We start from the raw sequence: 13,399 nt of genomic DNA on the forward strand, positions 1-13,399 counted from the left end.
GGGCCCGCGAAGGGTCCGCACGTGCTCCTGAAGCCGGCTCGCCTCGCCGCCGTCGTCCTCCTGCTCGGATGCGGCGCGGCGCGGTCGTCGGACGCCTGCCCGGCGCTGTTCGCCGACGACCGAGCGCCGGAGCTGACCAACCCGAAGCTCGCCTCCAGGACGCTGGCCCTATGCTTCGATGCCTACGCGGTGCTGCATTCCGGCGTGGCGCGAACGCCGCTCTACGCCGCGGAGCACCTGACGCGAGCGAGCGTCGCGGCGGCGCGGCTGGTGGAGCGGATCGACGCCTTCCACGACGAGGACCGCGTCCCGCCGGACGACCGCGCGCGGCTCGACGACTACGTCCGCAGCGGCTTCGACCGCGGCCACCTCGCGCCGGCCGGCGACATGCCGACCGGCGAGGCTCAGGCGCAATCCTTCAGCCTCGCCAACATCGTGCCGCAGGATCGCGTGCTGAACCGGAGCCTGTGGGCCGCGATCGAGGAGAGCACCCGCCGGCTCGCGACCCGGCGCGGGCAGCTCTTCGTCGTGACCGGGCCGGTCTACGCGGGCGATGGGCTCGCCTCGATCAACGGCCGGGTGCTGGTGCCGACGCAGATGTTCAAGGCGATCTACGATCCGGTGGCCGGGGAGGGCGGTGCCTGGCTCGCGCCGAACGACGGCAGCGGGACCTTCCAGTCGGTGTCCCTCGCCGCGCTCCGCACCATCGCCGGGATCGACGCCTTCCCGTCGCTGCCGCCGGGCCAGAAGGCCTCGGCGATGACCCTACCGGAGCCGCGCGCCTATTCCCGCGACGACATCGCCAACCATCGTCCCCGCGGACGGGAGCAGACCTGGCAGGACTGGCTCGGCCACGAGGCCGTGCGCGCGCTGCACCGTGCGCTGCGGCAACTGCTCCGCGCGATCTTCTGAGGATCAGCCATGAAGAAATCCAAGGACGGCGAGGCCGCCTTCGAACCCTTCGCCGACGGGGCCGCGGTGAGGACCATCGGGGCGCTCGCGTTCGAGAACGGCCCGGAGACGATCGCGCTCCACGGCTCCCTCGACCTGACGCGGGACGCGGCGGGCTTGGCCCAGGCGCGTGCGCTCAAGGCCACGGTCGACGCGATCGTCGCGTCGCTCGAGGCGGCGGACCTGCGGGGCGGGGTCGCCGAATCGAAGACGGAACCGACCATCGTGAAGAACCCGTTCGCCTGACGACGACGGCGATCCGCTCGCTCAGGCGATCCGCACGCTCGTCAGCGCCTCGGCAGCGCGACGGACCTCGGCGGCGATCAGCTCCTCGCTCGCCCCGTCGATCGGCATGTCGGCCAGGAGCACCGCGACGTCGCGCTTCACATCCTCTCGAACCTCGGGGTCCTCCTCCGACAGGCGCCCGATCAGCACGCCCATCACGATCTCCATCGCCAGCATCTTCGCGTAGAGGCGGGAGACGGCGTCGAGGGGCTCGTCGTCGGGTTCGGACATGGGGTTCCTGACTGTTGTGGATCGCGGTGGCACGAAGGCCCGGCAGTGCCGCGCCGTGCGCGTGATCGGCCGGAGCGGGAACGCCGCGCAAGCCCCGCCGGAGATCAACCCCTCGGTCTCGCCGGACGAGGCCCGATCGTCACGGGGCCTGCGTGGTGGGAGAGGGACCCGCCTCCGTCGCTTGCGGCTCGGCGCCCGGCGCTTTGCGCGACACGTAATACAGGTCGATCGCACGCCAGAAGGCGCCCTGCTCGTCCGACGTGCGACGCGCGAGCGCCGCGTCGAGAAGCGACATCGCTGCACGGGCGGGCGCGTTGCCCTTCACGTCTTCCAGAAGGCTGGCGAAGGTCAGCATGGGGGCGCCTCTCCCGGACGAATGTTTCGAGGAAACGCTCAAGCTCGCGGAACGATCCGGCATGACGGTTCGGCGAGGGCGACGCTTCGGCGAGCGGCTTCGTTCTTGCCTCGTAGGACGGCCGGCCTACCATGCGGCCGGCACGCCGCGCCGCGGCGGTCATGACGAAGGATTGTCGATGCTGTCTGTCAGATCCAGCCGGTGTGCCGCGGTCGCGGCCGTTCTCCTGGCGAGCCTGTCGCTGCCGGGGGCGGCAATCGCGCGCGAGATGCCCGACGCGGCGGTCGAGGCGAAGGTCGGCAAGACCAACGTGGTGATCCTGGCCACCGGCGGCACCATCGCCGGCGCCGGCGCGGATGCGGCCAACAGCGCGACCTACCAGGCGGCCAAGGTCGGCGTCGAGAAGCTGATCGCGGCGGTGCCGCAGATGTCGGCCATCGCCAATGTCCGCGGCGAGCAGGTCTTCCAGATCGCCTCCGAGAGCTTCACCGACGCGCAGCTGGTGCAGCTGGCCAAGCGCGTCTCGCAGCTCGTCAAGCAGAGCGACGTGGACGGCGTGGTCGTCACCCACGGCACGGACACGCTGGAGGAGACGTCGCTGTTCCTCAACCTCGTGGTGAAGACCGACAAGCCGATCGTCGTCGTCGGCTCGATGCGCCCGTCCACCGCCATCTCCGCCGACGGCGCGCTCAACCTGCTCGACGCGGTCGCGGTCGCCGGCAGCAAGGAGGCGATCGGCAAGGGCGTGACGGTGACGATGAACGACCAGATCCAGTCCGGTCGCGACGCCACCAAGCGCACCAACATCGTGCCGAGCGCGTTCTTCAGCCAGTGGGGCTCGCTCGGCATGGTGGTCGAGGGCAAGACCTACTTCTTCCGCAGCCTCGACAAGCGCCACGGCACCAGCTCCGAGTTCGACATCGACACGATCGACAGCCTGCCGCTGGTGGCGATCGTCTACGGCTCGGGCAACATGTTCCCCGGCGCCTACAAGGCCGCGGTCGATGCCGGCGCCAAGGCGATTGTCAATGCCGGCACCGGAAACGGCTCGGTGCCGGGCTATCTCGTCGACACGCTGAAGGACATCCGCGCCAAGGGCACGCTGATCATCCGCTCGTCGCGGGTGCCCGACGGGTTCGTGCTGCGCAACGCCGAGCAGCCCGACGACACCTACGACTGGGTCGTCGCGCACGACCTGAACCCGCAGAAGGCGAAGATCCTCGCGGCGGTCGCGCTGACCAAGACCAGCGACACCAAGGAACTGCAGCGGATCTTCTGGCAGTACTGAGGCTCGACGCTCCGGCTTCCCCTGCCGTCTTGCCCGTCGCCGCCATCTTACGGTCGGGCAGCGGGCCTAGACGTTCGCATCACGGTCGGCTCACCCGAGCCCGACCACGGACAGGACGGTCTCGGAGCGCTTCGGCTCCGAGCCGTCGAGAGGGCATGCGATGACAGAGATTCATCCGGTGGTCGCGGCGGTGACGGCCCGCATCGTCGAGCGCTCGCGCGACTCGCGGGCCGCCTATCTCGACCTCATCCGGCGCGAGCGGGATTCGGGCGTGCACCGGCCGACGCTGGCCTGCGGCAACCTCGCCCACGGCTTCGCGGCCTCCGGCGAGGACAAGGCCGCGATCCGCTCCGGCCGCGCGATGAACATCGGCATCGTCACCGCCTACAACGACATGCTGTCGGCGCATCAGCCCTACGGACGCTACCCCGAGCAGATCAAGCTGTTCGCCCGCGAGGTCGGCGCGACGGCGCAGGTCGCGGGCGGCACGCCGGCGATGTGCGACGGCGTCACCCAAGGCCAGCGCGGCATGGAGCTGTCGCTGTTCTCGCGCGACGCCATCGCCCTGTCGACGGCGGTCGCGCTCAGCCACGGCATGTTCGACGGGGCCGCCCTGCTCGGCATCTGCGACAAGATCGTGCCGGGCCTGATCATCGGCGCGCTGCGCTTCGGCCACCTGCCGACGATCCTGATCCCGGCCGGGCCGATGCCGACGGGGATCGCCAACAAGGAGAAGCAGCGCATCCGCCAGCTCTACGCCGAGAACAAGGTCGGGCGCGAGGAGCTGCTGGAATCGGAATCCGCCTCCTATCACGGGGCCGGCACCTGCACGTTCTACGGCACCGCGAACTCCAATCAGATGATGATGGACGTGATGGGCCTGCACATGCCCGGCGCCTCGTTCATCAATCCGGGCACCAAGCTGCGACAGGCCGTGACCCGCGCCGCGATCCACCAGCTGTCGGAGATCGGCGCGTCGGGCAACGACTACCGGCCGCTCGGGCGCTGCATCGACGAGAAGGCGATCGTCAACGCGGTGGTCGGGCTGCTCGCCACCGGCGGCTCGACCAACCACGCGATCCACCTGCCGGCGATGGCGCGTGCCGCCGGCATCGTTCTCGACTGGGAGGATTTCGACCGGCTGTCCGGTGTGGTGCCGCTGATCGCCCGGGTCTATCCGAACGGCTCCGGCGACGTGAACCACTTCCACGCCGCCGGCGGGATGAGCTTCGTGATGGCGAGCCTGATCGACGCCGGCCTGCTGCACGACGACATCCTCACCGTGTCCGGTTCGCGCCTTCGCGACCACGCCCGCGACCCGAAGCTGTCGGGCGACGCGCTGACCTTCGAGGAGGCGGTGCCCGAGAGCCTCGACGACACGATGCTGCGCAAGCCCGCCGCGCCGTTCCAGGCCGATGGCGGGATGCGCCTGGTGAAGGGAAACCTCGGCCGCGCCACCTTCAAGACCAGCGCCGTGGACGAGCACCGTCGCACGATCGAGGCGCCGGCCCGCGTCTTCGACGACCAGGACGACGTGCTGAAGGCGTTCAAGGCGGGCGAGCTCGAGCGCGACGTCGTCGTTGTGGTTCGTTTCCAGGGCCCCCGCGCCAACGGGATGCCGGAACTGCACAAGCTCACGCCGCAGCTCGGCGTGCTGCAGGACCGCGGCCACAAGGTCGCGCTGGTCACGGACGGCCGGATGTCGGGCGCGTCGGGCAAGGTGCCGGCGGCGATCCATCTCAGCCCGGAGGCGCTCGGCGGCGGCCTCATCGCGAAGATCCGCGACGGCGACATCGTGCGGCTCAGCGCGGAGGAAGGGCTGCTGCAGGTGCTCGTCGACGACGCGGAACTCGCCGCCCGCGACGAGGCCGCGGTGCCGCCGGCGGCCACCGGGACCGGGCGGGAGCTGTTCGCCTTCATGCGCCACGGCGCCGACGGGGCCGAGCAGGGCGCCTCGGCGATGCTCGCGGCCGCCGGCCTCTGATCACGAAACGGGAGATCCAACCATGACCGGCATCGACGCGCTGATGCGCTCCGTCCCCGTGATCCCCGTCCTCGTGATCGAGGACGTCGAGCATGCCGAGCCGATCGCACGAGCCCTGGTCGAGGGCGGCCTGACCGCACTCGAGGTCACGCTCCGCACGCCGGCCGCCCTCGACGTGATCCGCGCGATGTCGCGGGTGGAGGGCGCGGTGGTGGGGGCGGGAACGGTCCTCAACGATCGCGACCTCGACGCGGCGATCGAAGCCGGCGCGACGTTCATCGTCAGCCCCGGCCTCACCGCGCCGCTCACCGAGGCGGCGTTGAAGCGCGGCATCCCCTACCTGCCGGGGGTGGCGAATGCCGCCGACATCATGCGCGGGCTCGACCACGGGCTCGACCGGTTCAAATTCTTCCCGGCGGAAGCGTCCGGCGGGATCAAGGCGCTGAAGGCGCTGGCCGCCCCGTTCGGGCAGGTCCGGTTCTGCCCGACCGGCGGCATCTCCGAGGCGACGGCGCCGGACTGGCTCGCGCTCGACGCCGTTCTCTGCGTCGGCGGAAGCTGGGTCGTGAAGCCCGGCGCGCCGGACGTGGACGCGATCCGCAAGGCCGCCCTGGCGGCGACCGGCCTGCGGCGCTAGGCGCACGAAAACGCCCGCCCCGGTTTCCCGGAGCGGGCGCAACGTCTCGGATCGGATCGATGCCGATCCGCTATACTGAATCAGCAATCGTTCTTGGCAGCCTGCGCGGCGGTCGGGTTGCCCTTATCCTGAGCGTTGACGTCCGCCGGCGAGGTGGCTCCGGCGGCGGAACCGGCCTTGTTCATCGCGCCGACGGTGCCGGGCGACTCGCCCTTGGCGCCGGGGCTGGTGTTGGCGGTGGCCTTCGGATCGACCGTCGAGGCCTTGCTGGCGTCCTTGTCGGGGGTGACGGTGGTTCCGGTCGAGCACGGCGCGGCGAACGCGGCCGACGACATCAGAACGAGGGCGGCGGCACCGGCGAAAGTGGTGATCTTGGTCATGCGTTTCTCCGCAGTTTCTTAAGGCGGGTATCAAACGTCAGGACTGCCGGAGGGTTCCTTTATTATTTCAACCTGGCAATGCGGACGGGTGAACCCTCCCGCATTGCTGTACGGCGACTTCAGGCGACGACGATGAGCCGTCTAACGTCGGTGTCTTACGTTTTGGAGTCGGGACTATTCCGCTGGCGCAGCGGCGCGAAGCTCGCGCGGGCTGAACCGGCCGTCCCCCGTGCTCTGCATGTCGACCCGGCGCTGATGGTGCTCGTGCAAGGTCGAGCGATGGCCGATCGAGACGATCGTGGTGTTGGGCAGGGTCTCGCGCAGCATCCGGTAGATGCCGGCCTCGCTCGGCTCGTCGAGGGCGGCGGTGGATTCGTCGAGGAACAGCCATTCGGGCTTGGCCAGCACCGCGCGAGCGATCGCCAGGCGCTGCTGCTCGCCGCCGGACAGGCGCTGGTCCCAGGCGTCGACCTCGTCCAGGCGATCGACCAGGGCCGGCAGTTGCGCCGCGACCAGCGCCTCGCGGATCGCCGCGTCCGGAAACTGGTCGGTGGTGTTCGGGTAGCACACGGCACCGCGCAGCGTGCCGAGGGGAATGTAGGGCCGCTGCGGCAGCACCAGGGCCGATTGGCCGGCGGGCACGTCGATCCGGCCCTTGCCGAACGGCCAGATCCCGGCGATCGCGCGGAACAGGGTCGACTTGCCGGAGCCCGAGGGGCCGGTGACGAGCGTCGACGCGCCCTTCGTCATCGCAAGGCTGTCGGCGGTGACGATCGTCCGCCCGTCGGGCAGGGCGAGCGTCAGCCCGGTCGCGGTCACGTCGGACCCGGTGGCGTTGCCGTGGCCGAGCCCGTCGGAGGCGGCGGAATAAGCCTCGGCCAGCGTCATCGCGCGCTTGAACGAGGCGAGACGGTTGGTGTTGGCCTTGTAGGCCGCGATCGTGACGTAGGAGTTGATGAAGAACGACAGCGACGACTGCACGCTGGAGAAGGCGTCGCCGGTCTGCTGGAACTGTCCGAGGGTGATCTTCTTGAGGAAGTAGCTCGGCGCGGCGAGGATGTAGGGAAACACCACGCTGATCTGGCTGTAGGACAGCGTGAAGCTGCCGAGCTTGATCCGGCGGTAGATGATGCCGAGGTAGTTGTCGATGATCTCGCCGAACAGGCTCTTCAGCCTGACGTTCTCCGCGCGCTCGCCGCGCAGGAGCGCGATCTGCTCGGAGTAGATCCGCGAGCGGGCGAGCGAGAAGCGGAAGTCGGCCTCGACCTTCTCCTGCCGGAAGTCGAGCCCGATCAGCGGGCGTCCGATCAGGTGCGTCAGCCAGGTGCCGACCAGCGCGTAGCCGACGACGAGCCAGACCAGGAAGCCCGGGACCACGGTGTCGGTGAACGGCAAGACGAAATCGCGCGACAGGCCCCACAAGATGACCATGAACGAGACCAGGGTCGCCGCCTGTGACAGCAGGCGGATCGAGAGCGTCGTCGTCTGCGAGATGAACAGGTTGACGTCGCTCTGGATGCGCTGGTCCGGGTTGTCCGCGTGCTCGCCGGTGAAGGGGATGCGGTAATGCGTGCCGCCGTCGAGCCACCGCTCGTAGAAGCTCCGGGTCAGCCAGGTCCGCCAGCGCAGGTGGAGCGACGCGTCGACGAAGGTGTCGAACATGCCGACCACGACCCAGATCGTGGCGAGCGGGGCGAAGATCCAGACGAGCTGGTACCAGAACGCGTCGGCATTGTACTCCTGCAGCGCATTGAACAGGTCGCGGAACCAGAAGTTCAGGCGCAGCTGCAGCGCCACCTGGGCGAAGGTGATGAAGATCGACAGCGCCACCAGCCGCTGCCCGACCTTGCCCTCGGTGTTGCCGAAGAAGCGGAACGGGCCGATCTCCCGGGTCGGCGCCTCGCGGCTGGCGAAGTACGGATCGGCGATCAGGGTGATCGCGCGGATCGGCTTCAGGTAGGAGATCGCCAGGACCAACCCGCCGAACACCACGGCGCCCGTGGCCGCGAAGTCCGGCGGGAGCAGGGCGGCGAGCGTCGGCGGCAGCGCTCCCATCGCGGCCAGCGTCTTGCCGCCGGCGAGGACGAGGTAGCCGATCCCGTAGACCGAGACGAAGACCTTCAGGTAGGCGGAGAGGTTGGCCGAGGCGAGCAGGATGCCGGCCATGGCGAAGCCCGCGAGCGAGACGTAGAGCGGCGGGGAGGGGACGCCGGGTGCCGCCAGCAGCGCGAGGGCGGCGAGCGCCGTGAGGACGGCCTGCAGGCCGAGCCCGCTTCGAAGTGCGGCCACGCGCGTCTCCCGGAAATCTTGACGATCGGCTCCGTTCGCGAAGCCCTTCCCGGCGGCAGTGACCGCGGGTCGTGGCGAGATCGTGGCACCGGCCAGGGCGCGACGCTCAACCGCGCGTGAGCCGGCCGCCTACCAGTTCCATTCCTCGAAGCCCGGCTCGCGACAGCGATAGCCGATCGGGCATTGCGGGTTGTCGCGGGTGGGCACGAGGCGAAGCTCGGCGATCTCGGACAGGTCGCAGAAGCTGCGGTCGCGCACGATGCGCTCGGGCTGCGCGCCGCCGACCGCGATCGTCACGTCGCCGCCGCGCTTGACCATCTCCATCGCGTCCGCGCAGGCGATGCGCGGTGTCGCCTGCCGCGTCTGCGCCGAGGCCGGCCCCGACGCGAGGGCGATCACAAGAGCCGTGGCGAAGCATCTCATCGCTGGGAATCGGGCGCCTCGTTGGCTCGCCCTAAAGGGAGCGGCGCGCGAGCATGGCAGTGAATCGGCGCACCCGCCATTGCACCGATGCAACGCCGGAAGTGTCGCGTCGAAGACCCACCTGCGATCCGTCGCCGCCGCAGCGCCGTATTCGCGCGTTTAGGGATTTCGCGCCGCGCAAGACTTGTTAAGATTTCGTCGCCCGCGGTGCGCAGTCTGCGAATCGCTGGATCTTCGAGGCGGCGTCCCGGCGGACCTTCGGCATCTCCATCGCTCCCGCGTCGCGACGGACGGGCGCACGGAAGATTTCGGCGTCGGATGCGTGCGGCCCACGAAGGGGAGGGCGGGATGACGATGGCGGCGGGGCTCGAGGCGTACCCGACGGAACAGAGCAGCGGAGCGGGCCGTCCCGTTTCGAAGCGCTGGGTCGCGCTGTTCGTCGCGCTCGCCGCCGGCTGGGGCACCCTGTTCGGGTACAGCGTGACGTTCCTCAGCGAAGATCTCCCGTTCAGGCCGGCCGCAGCCGCCCCGCCGGAGGTGCCCGCCTTCGGCTTCCCCCCTTGCCGCAGACCATCGCGGTCGCGGCCGCGACGCCGGTGCCCGAGGTACAGGTGCCGCGCGTCGTCGAAGCGCCGGCTCCGGTCGTCGCGGCGGTCTCGGCACCGGCCGCTGCTCCGGTGCCCGCATCGCCGCCGCGCGTGGAGCGCGCCGAGTACGTCGGAACCTGGGGCCCGACCGAGGCCGCCTGCGGCAAGCGCTCGCGCCGACGCGGCTACATCCCCGCGACGATCACGCCCGAGCGCGCCAGCGCCGGGCGGACGATCTGCAGCTTCCACGACGGCCGACGCATCGGGAACGCCTGGACCATGGCCGCGGACTGCGCCGAGCGCGGCCGGCGCTGGTCCTCCCAGGTCCGCCTCGTCGTCGACGGCGACCGCCTGACCTGGACGAGCGGCAAGGGCACCGCATCCTACGTCCGCTGCGGAAAGCGGGCGGGCTGACACGGCGCGTCGTCGATCGCTCCTGTCGTCCTTTTTGCAGTATCGCCGCCGCGGCTCTCGTCGACTTCCCGGTTAGAAGGCCTGAAGCGCGTCGCGTCAGAGCCTCCCGCTTAGGATGTCCGCGGGGCGCCGCGCGCGCGCGCGGCCAACGTTCGAGACAGATCTGCTGCAGGCTTCACCGAAGCCGCCCGAGCCCGCTCTTCGTCCAAGCGTCCGATCGCCGATCGTCGCGCAGGCCTCGGAAAGACGGCGCCGACCCGGGCCCAAGCGCAACGAAAAAAGGGGCCGCCTCGCGGCGACCCCCTTCCAACGTTGCAATGATGGCTTGGACTTAGAAATCCATCCCGCCGCCCATGCCGCCCATGCCGCCGCCGCCGCCCATGGGGGCGCCGCTGTCCTTCTTCGGAGAGTCGGCGATCATGGCTTCGGTGGTGACGAGCAGGCCGGCGACCGAGGCCGCGTCCTGCAGGGCGGTACGCACGACCTTGGCCGGGTCGATGATGCCGGCCTGGATCATGTCGACGTACTCTTCCGTCTGGGCGTTGAAGCCGTAGGACTCGGAGCTGGTGTTGTCGGTGATCTTGCCGACGACGATGGAGCCCTCGACGCCCGAGTTCTGGGCGATCTGACGGATCGGGGCCTCGAGCGCCTTCAGCACGATCTTGATGCCGGCCTGGACGTCGGGGTTGTCGCTCGAGAGGGCGGCGACCGCCTTCTTGGCGCGGAGCAGGGCGGTGCCGCCGCCGGGGACGATGCCCTCTTCCACCGCAGCGCGGGTGGCGTTGAGCGCGTCGTCGACGCGGTCCTTCTTCTCCTTGACCTCGACCTCGGTCGCGCCGCCGACGCGGATGACCGCGACGCCGCCGGCGAGCTTGGCCAGGCGCTCCTGGAGCTTCTCACGGTCGTAGTCCGAGGTGGTCTCCTCGATCTGCGCCTTGATCTGCCCGACGCGCGCCTCGATGTCGGCCTTCTCGCCCGAACCGTCGATGATCGTCGTGGTCTCCTTCTCGATGCGGATCCGCTTGGCGCGGCCGAGCATCGGCAGGGTGACGTTCTCGAGCTTGATGCCGAGATCCTCGGCGATCATCTGGCCCTGCGTGAGGATCGCGATGTCCTCGAGCATCGCCTTGCGGCGATCGCCGAAGCCCGGCGCCTTCACGGCCGCGACCTTCAGGCCGCCGCGCAGCTTGTTGACCACGAGGGTGGCGAGCGCCTCGCCCTCGATGTCCTCGGCGATGATGACCAGCGGCTTGCCGGTCTGCACCACGGCCTCGAGCACCGGCAGCATCGCCTGGAGCGACGACAGCTTCTTCTCGTGGATGAGGATGTAGGGGTCCTCGAGCTCGGCGACCATCTTCTCCGCGTTCGTGATGAAGTACGGGGACAGGTAGCCGCGGTCGAACTGCATGCCCTCGACGACGTCGAGCTCGGTCTCGGCGGTCTTGGCTTCCTCGACGGTGATGACACCCTCGTTGCCGACCTTCTGCATCGCGTGGGCGATCATCTCGCCGATTTCCTTGTCGCCGTTCGACGAGATCGTGCCGACCTGGGCGACCTCCTCGGACGAGGCGACCTTCTTGGAGCGCGCGATGATGTCCTTGACCGCGGCGGCCGTGGCGAGGTCGATGCCGCGCTTCAGGTCCATCGGGTTCATGCCGGCGGCGACGTACTTGGCGCCTTCGCGGACGATCGCCTGGGCGAGAACGGTCGCGGTGGTGGTGCCGTCACCGGCGATGTCGTTGGTCTTCGAGGCCACTTCGCGCACCATCTGGGCGCCCATGTTCTCGAACTTGTCGGAGAGCTCGATCTCCTTGGCGACGGTGACGCCGTCCTTGGTGATGCGCGGCGCGCCGAAGCTCTTCTCGATCACGACGTTGCGGCCCTTGGGGCCGAGCGTCACCTTGACGGCATCCGCGAGGATGTCGACGCCGCGGAGCATCTTGTCGCGCGCGTCGGAGGAGAAACGAACGTCTTTCGCTGCCATGTGCAGGATTCCTTTTCGTTGGTGGAGAAGCCCCAAGACCCGGGCGGGCCTCGAAGGGCGGTTACGTCAGGTGTCCGAAGACCTCAGGCGACGACGCCCATGATGTCGGATTCCTTCATGATCAGGAGATCCTGACCGTCGATCTTGACCTCGGTGCCCGACCACTTGCCGAACAGGACGCGGTCGCCGGCCTTGACGTCGAGCGCGTTGATGCGGCCGGCCTCGTCGCGGGCGCCCGGGCCGACGGCGACGATCTCGCCTTCCTGCGGCTTCTCCTTGGCGGTGTCGGGGATGATGATGCCGCCCTTGGTCTTCTCTTCGCCTTCGATGCGGCGGACGACGACCCGGTCGTGCAGCGGACGGAACTTCATGAGCTGCCCTCTTGTTTGAATTCGCAAATCGGCGTTGATGCCGCGGAGACCCGCGTCCAACCCTGGCCGTTAGCACTCGTGGAAGATGAGTGCCAAGGCTGCGGGCGAGATAGCGGCGGCCCCTTGGCGAGTCAAGTCTGTCGCACCCCGCGGCGGCCGTCGCGCGCCGGGTTTCTCCCCCTCATCGCAAGCGCCGACGGAATTCCCTTTCATGCTCAGCCTGCACGGCCCCGAGGGCGCGCTCGCGCCGAGCGACACCGGCGGCCGCGCGGCCGTCCCGACCCAGACCGTGTGGATCGACCTCAACGATCCGACCCCCGAGGAGGCCCGGGCGGTGGAGGAGGCCACCGGCATCCGCGTGCCCTCGCGCAAGGCGCTGTCCGAGGTCGAGAGCTCCAGCCGCCTGCGCCGGCTGAAGAACGGCCTGTCGCTCTCGACGCCGATGGTGACCTTCGAGAGCACCGACTCGCTGCTCAAGCCGCTCGGCTTCGTCCTGACGCCGGACCACCTCGTCACCGTGCGCTTCCACGAGCTCCGCGCCTTCACCGAGGTGCGCAAGCGGATCGACGAGGGGGAGGTCGCCAAGACCGGGATCGAGGTCTTCCTGCTGCTGATGGAGGAGCTGGTCGACAGCCTCGCCGATGCGCTCGAGGACATGGGCGCCGAGCTCGACGGCCTCTCGACGCGGATCTTCGACTTCGACGTGCGCGCCCGACCGTCGAAATCCGACGAGAAGGCTCCGCCGCGCCGCCGCGACCTGGCGCTGAAGCGCATCCTGCGGGGCATCGCCCGCCGCGGGAAGGTGCTCGGCAAGATCCGGGCGAGCCTGCTCGGCCTCGAGCGCATCGTGCCCTTCGTCGCTGGAGCCTGCGAGCAGGTGCTGGCCCAGGAGGAGACCGATGCGCGCTTCGAGACGATCCGCCGGGACATCGAATCCCTCGACGAGTTCGAGACCCGGCTCTCGGAGAACGTCCAGTTCCTCCTCGACGCGGCCTTGGGCCTGATCAACATCGAGCAGAACAACGTCTTCCGCGTCCTCACCGTCGTCTCGGTGGTCGGCGTCCCGCCGACGCTGATCGCCTCGATGTACGGGATGAACTTCAAGCACATGCCCGAGCTGGATTGGGCCTACGGCTACCCCTACGCGCTCAGCCTGATCCTCGCGAGCGCGATCATCCCGATCGTGGTGTTCCGTATCAAGGGTTGGTTCTGAGGCGGCG

The 13,399-nt window shown here is 69.4% G+C and carries 14 protein-coding genes; 7 read left to right on the forward strand and 7 right to left on the reverse strand.

The features are described from left to right. Positions 1 to 60 precede the first annotated feature (60 nt). Both FV230_RS03535 and FV230_RS03540 read left to right on the forward strand, forming a co-directional pair. The gene (locus FV230_RS03535; protein WP_246694720.1) at positions 61 to 912 is read left to right on the forward strand and encodes a DNA/RNA non-specific endonuclease; all 852 of its coding nucleotides are present in this window, start codon (positions 61 to 63) and stop codon (positions 910 to 912) included. Positions 913 to 921: 9 nt separating this feature from the next. Then, positions 922 to 1,197, forward strand: coding sequence for a hypothetical protein (locus tag FV230_RS03540; RefSeq protein ID WP_147841284.1), 276 nt, complete (start codon positions 922 to 924; stop codon positions 1,195 to 1,197). Between the two features lie 21 nt (positions 1,198 to 1,218). On the opposite strand, the gene FV230_RS03545 is transcribed toward FV230_RS03540, so the two are convergent. Next, a complete protein-coding gene (locus FV230_RS03545) occupies positions 1,219 to 1,467 on the reverse strand; it encodes a hypothetical protein (RefSeq protein WP_147725393.1) in 249 nt (82 codons plus the stop codon). 139 nt (positions 1,468 to 1,606) lie between these two features. Next, positions 1,607 to 1,822 (reverse strand): hypothetical protein, encoded by a 216-nt coding sequence (locus FV230_RS03550; RefSeq protein WP_147725394.1) that lies wholly within the window; start codon positions 1,820 to 1,822, stop codon positions 1,607 to 1,609. Between the two features lie 178 nt (positions 1,823 to 2,000). Between FV230_RS03550 and FV230_RS03555 the strand changes: the two genes are divergently transcribed. The 3 genes from FV230_RS03555 to eda all read left to right on the forward strand — a co-directional run bounded on the left by FV230_RS03555 (position 2,001) and on the right by eda (position 5,731). Then, entirely contained in the window at positions 2,001 to 3,110 is a 1,110-nt protein-coding gene (locus FV230_RS03555) for a type II asparaginase (RefSeq protein WP_147841285.1), read from the forward strand. Between the two features lie 160 nt (positions 3,111 to 3,270). Beyond that, positions 3,271 to 5,094 carry a phosphogluconate dehydratase gene (edd, locus tag FV230_RS03560; protein WP_147841286.1) on the forward strand — a complete coding sequence of 608 codons (1,824 nt, stop codon included), beginning with the start codon at positions 3,271 to 3,273 and terminating at the stop codon, positions 5,092 to 5,094. A gap of 22 nt (positions 5,095 to 5,116) precedes the next feature. Further along, the gene (gene eda, locus FV230_RS03565; protein ID WP_147841287.1) at positions 5,117 to 5,731 is read left to right on the forward strand and encodes a bifunctional 4-hydroxy-2-oxoglutarate aldolase/2-dehydro-3-deoxy-phosphogluconate aldolase; all 615 of its coding nucleotides are present in this window, start codon (positions 5,117 to 5,119) and stop codon (positions 5,729 to 5,731) included. A gap of 80 nt (positions 5,732 to 5,811) precedes the next feature. On the opposite strand, the gene FV230_RS03570 is transcribed toward eda, so the two are convergent. The 3 genes from FV230_RS03570 to FV230_RS03580 all read right to left on the reverse strand — a co-directional run bounded on the left by FV230_RS03570 (position 5,812) and on the right by FV230_RS03580 (position 8,823). Beyond that, the gene (locus FV230_RS03570) at positions 5,812 to 6,111 is read right to left on the reverse strand and encodes a hypothetical protein (protein WP_147725398.1); all 300 of its coding nucleotides are present in this window, start codon (positions 6,109 to 6,111) and stop codon (positions 5,812 to 5,814) included. 174 nt (positions 6,112 to 6,285) lie between these two features. Next, positions 6,286 to 8,400 carry an ABC transporter ATP-binding protein/permease gene (locus tag FV230_RS03575; RefSeq protein ID WP_147841288.1) on the reverse strand — a complete coding sequence of 705 codons (2,115 nt, stop codon included), beginning with the start codon at positions 8,398 to 8,400 and terminating at the stop codon, positions 6,286 to 6,288. Between the two features lie 129 nt (positions 8,401 to 8,529). Continuing rightward, entirely contained in the window at positions 8,530 to 8,823 is a 294-nt protein-coding gene (locus FV230_RS03580) for a hypothetical protein (RefSeq protein WP_147841289.1), read from the reverse strand. Between the two features lie 560 nt (positions 8,824 to 9,383). Between FV230_RS03580 and FV230_RS03585 the strand changes: the two genes are divergently transcribed. Continuing rightward, complete coding sequence (locus tag FV230_RS03585) at positions 9,384 to 9,824, forward strand: hypothetical protein (protein ID WP_246694717.1); 441 nt, start codon at positions 9,384 to 9,386, stop codon at positions 9,822 to 9,824. Between the two features lie 331 nt (positions 9,825 to 10,155). Here FV230_RS03585 and groL read toward each other — a convergent pair whose 3' ends face one another. Together groL and groES are read right to left on the reverse strand one after the other, a co-directional pair. Continuing rightward, positions 10,156 to 11,808, reverse strand: coding sequence for a chaperonin GroEL (gene groL / locus FV230_RS03590; protein WP_147725401.1), 1,653 nt, complete (start codon positions 11,806 to 11,808; stop codon positions 10,156 to 10,158). An 83-nt stretch (positions 11,809 to 11,891) separates the two neighbouring features. After that, positions 11,892 to 12,179 carry a co-chaperone GroES gene (gene groES / locus FV230_RS03595; protein WP_055886789.1) on the reverse strand — a complete coding sequence of 96 codons (288 nt, stop codon included), beginning with the start codon at positions 12,177 to 12,179 and terminating at the stop codon, positions 11,892 to 11,894. A 211-nt stretch (positions 12,180 to 12,390) separates the two neighbouring features. Between groES and FV230_RS03600 the strand changes: the two genes are divergently transcribed. Further along, entirely contained in the window at positions 12,391 to 13,392 is a 1,002-nt protein-coding gene (locus FV230_RS03600; protein ID WP_147841290.1) for a magnesium transporter CorA family protein, read from the forward strand. Positions 13,393 to 13,399 lie beyond the last annotated feature (7 nt).

The organism is Methylobacterium sp. WL6 (assembly GCF_008040095.1).
Classification (GTDB): Bacteria; Pseudomonadota; Alphaproteobacteria; order Rhizobiales; family Beijerinckiaceae; genus Methylobacterium.

Coding starts and splice junctions, on each gene's coding strand:
- FV230_RS03540 (WP_147841284.1), top strand. CDS start 922: ATGAAGAAATCCAAGGACGGCGAGGCCGCCTTCGAACCCTTCGCCGAC.
- FV230_RS03545 (WP_147725393.1), bottom strand. CDS start 1,467: ATGTCCGAACCCGACGACGAGCCCCTCGACGCCGTCTCCCGCCTCTAC.
- FV230_RS03550 (WP_147725394.1), bottom strand. CDS start 1,822: ATGCTGACCTTCGCCAGCCTTCTGGAAGACGTGAAGGGCAACGCGCCC.
- FV230_RS03555 (WP_147841285.1), top strand. CDS start 2,001: ATGCTGTCTGTCAGATCCAGCCGGTGTGCCGCGGTCGCGGCCGTTCTC.
- edd (WP_147841286.1), top strand. CDS start 3,271: ATGACAGAGATTCATCCGGTGGTCGCGGCGGTGACGGCCCGCATCGTC.
- eda (WP_147841287.1), top strand. CDS start 5,117: ATGACCGGCATCGACGCGCTGATGCGCTCCGTCCCCGTGATCCCCGTC.
- FV230_RS03570 (WP_147725398.1), bottom strand. CDS start 6,111: ATGACCAAGATCACCACTTTCGCCGGTGCCGCCGCCCTCGTTCTGATG.
- FV230_RS03580 (WP_147841289.1), bottom strand. CDS start 8,823: ATGAGATGCTTCGCCACGGCTCTTGTGATCGCCCTCGCGTCGGGGCCG.
- groL (WP_147725401.1), bottom strand. CDS start 11,808: ATGGCAGCGAAAGACGTTCGTTTCTCCTCCGACGCGCGCGACAAGATG.
- groES (WP_055886789.1), bottom strand. CDS start 12,179: ATGAAGTTCCGTCCGCTGCACGACCGGGTCGTCGTCCGCCGCATCGAA.
- FV230_RS03600 (WP_147841290.1), top strand. CDS start 12,391: ATGCTCAGCCTGCACGGCCCCGAGGGCGCGCTCGCGCCGAGCGACACC.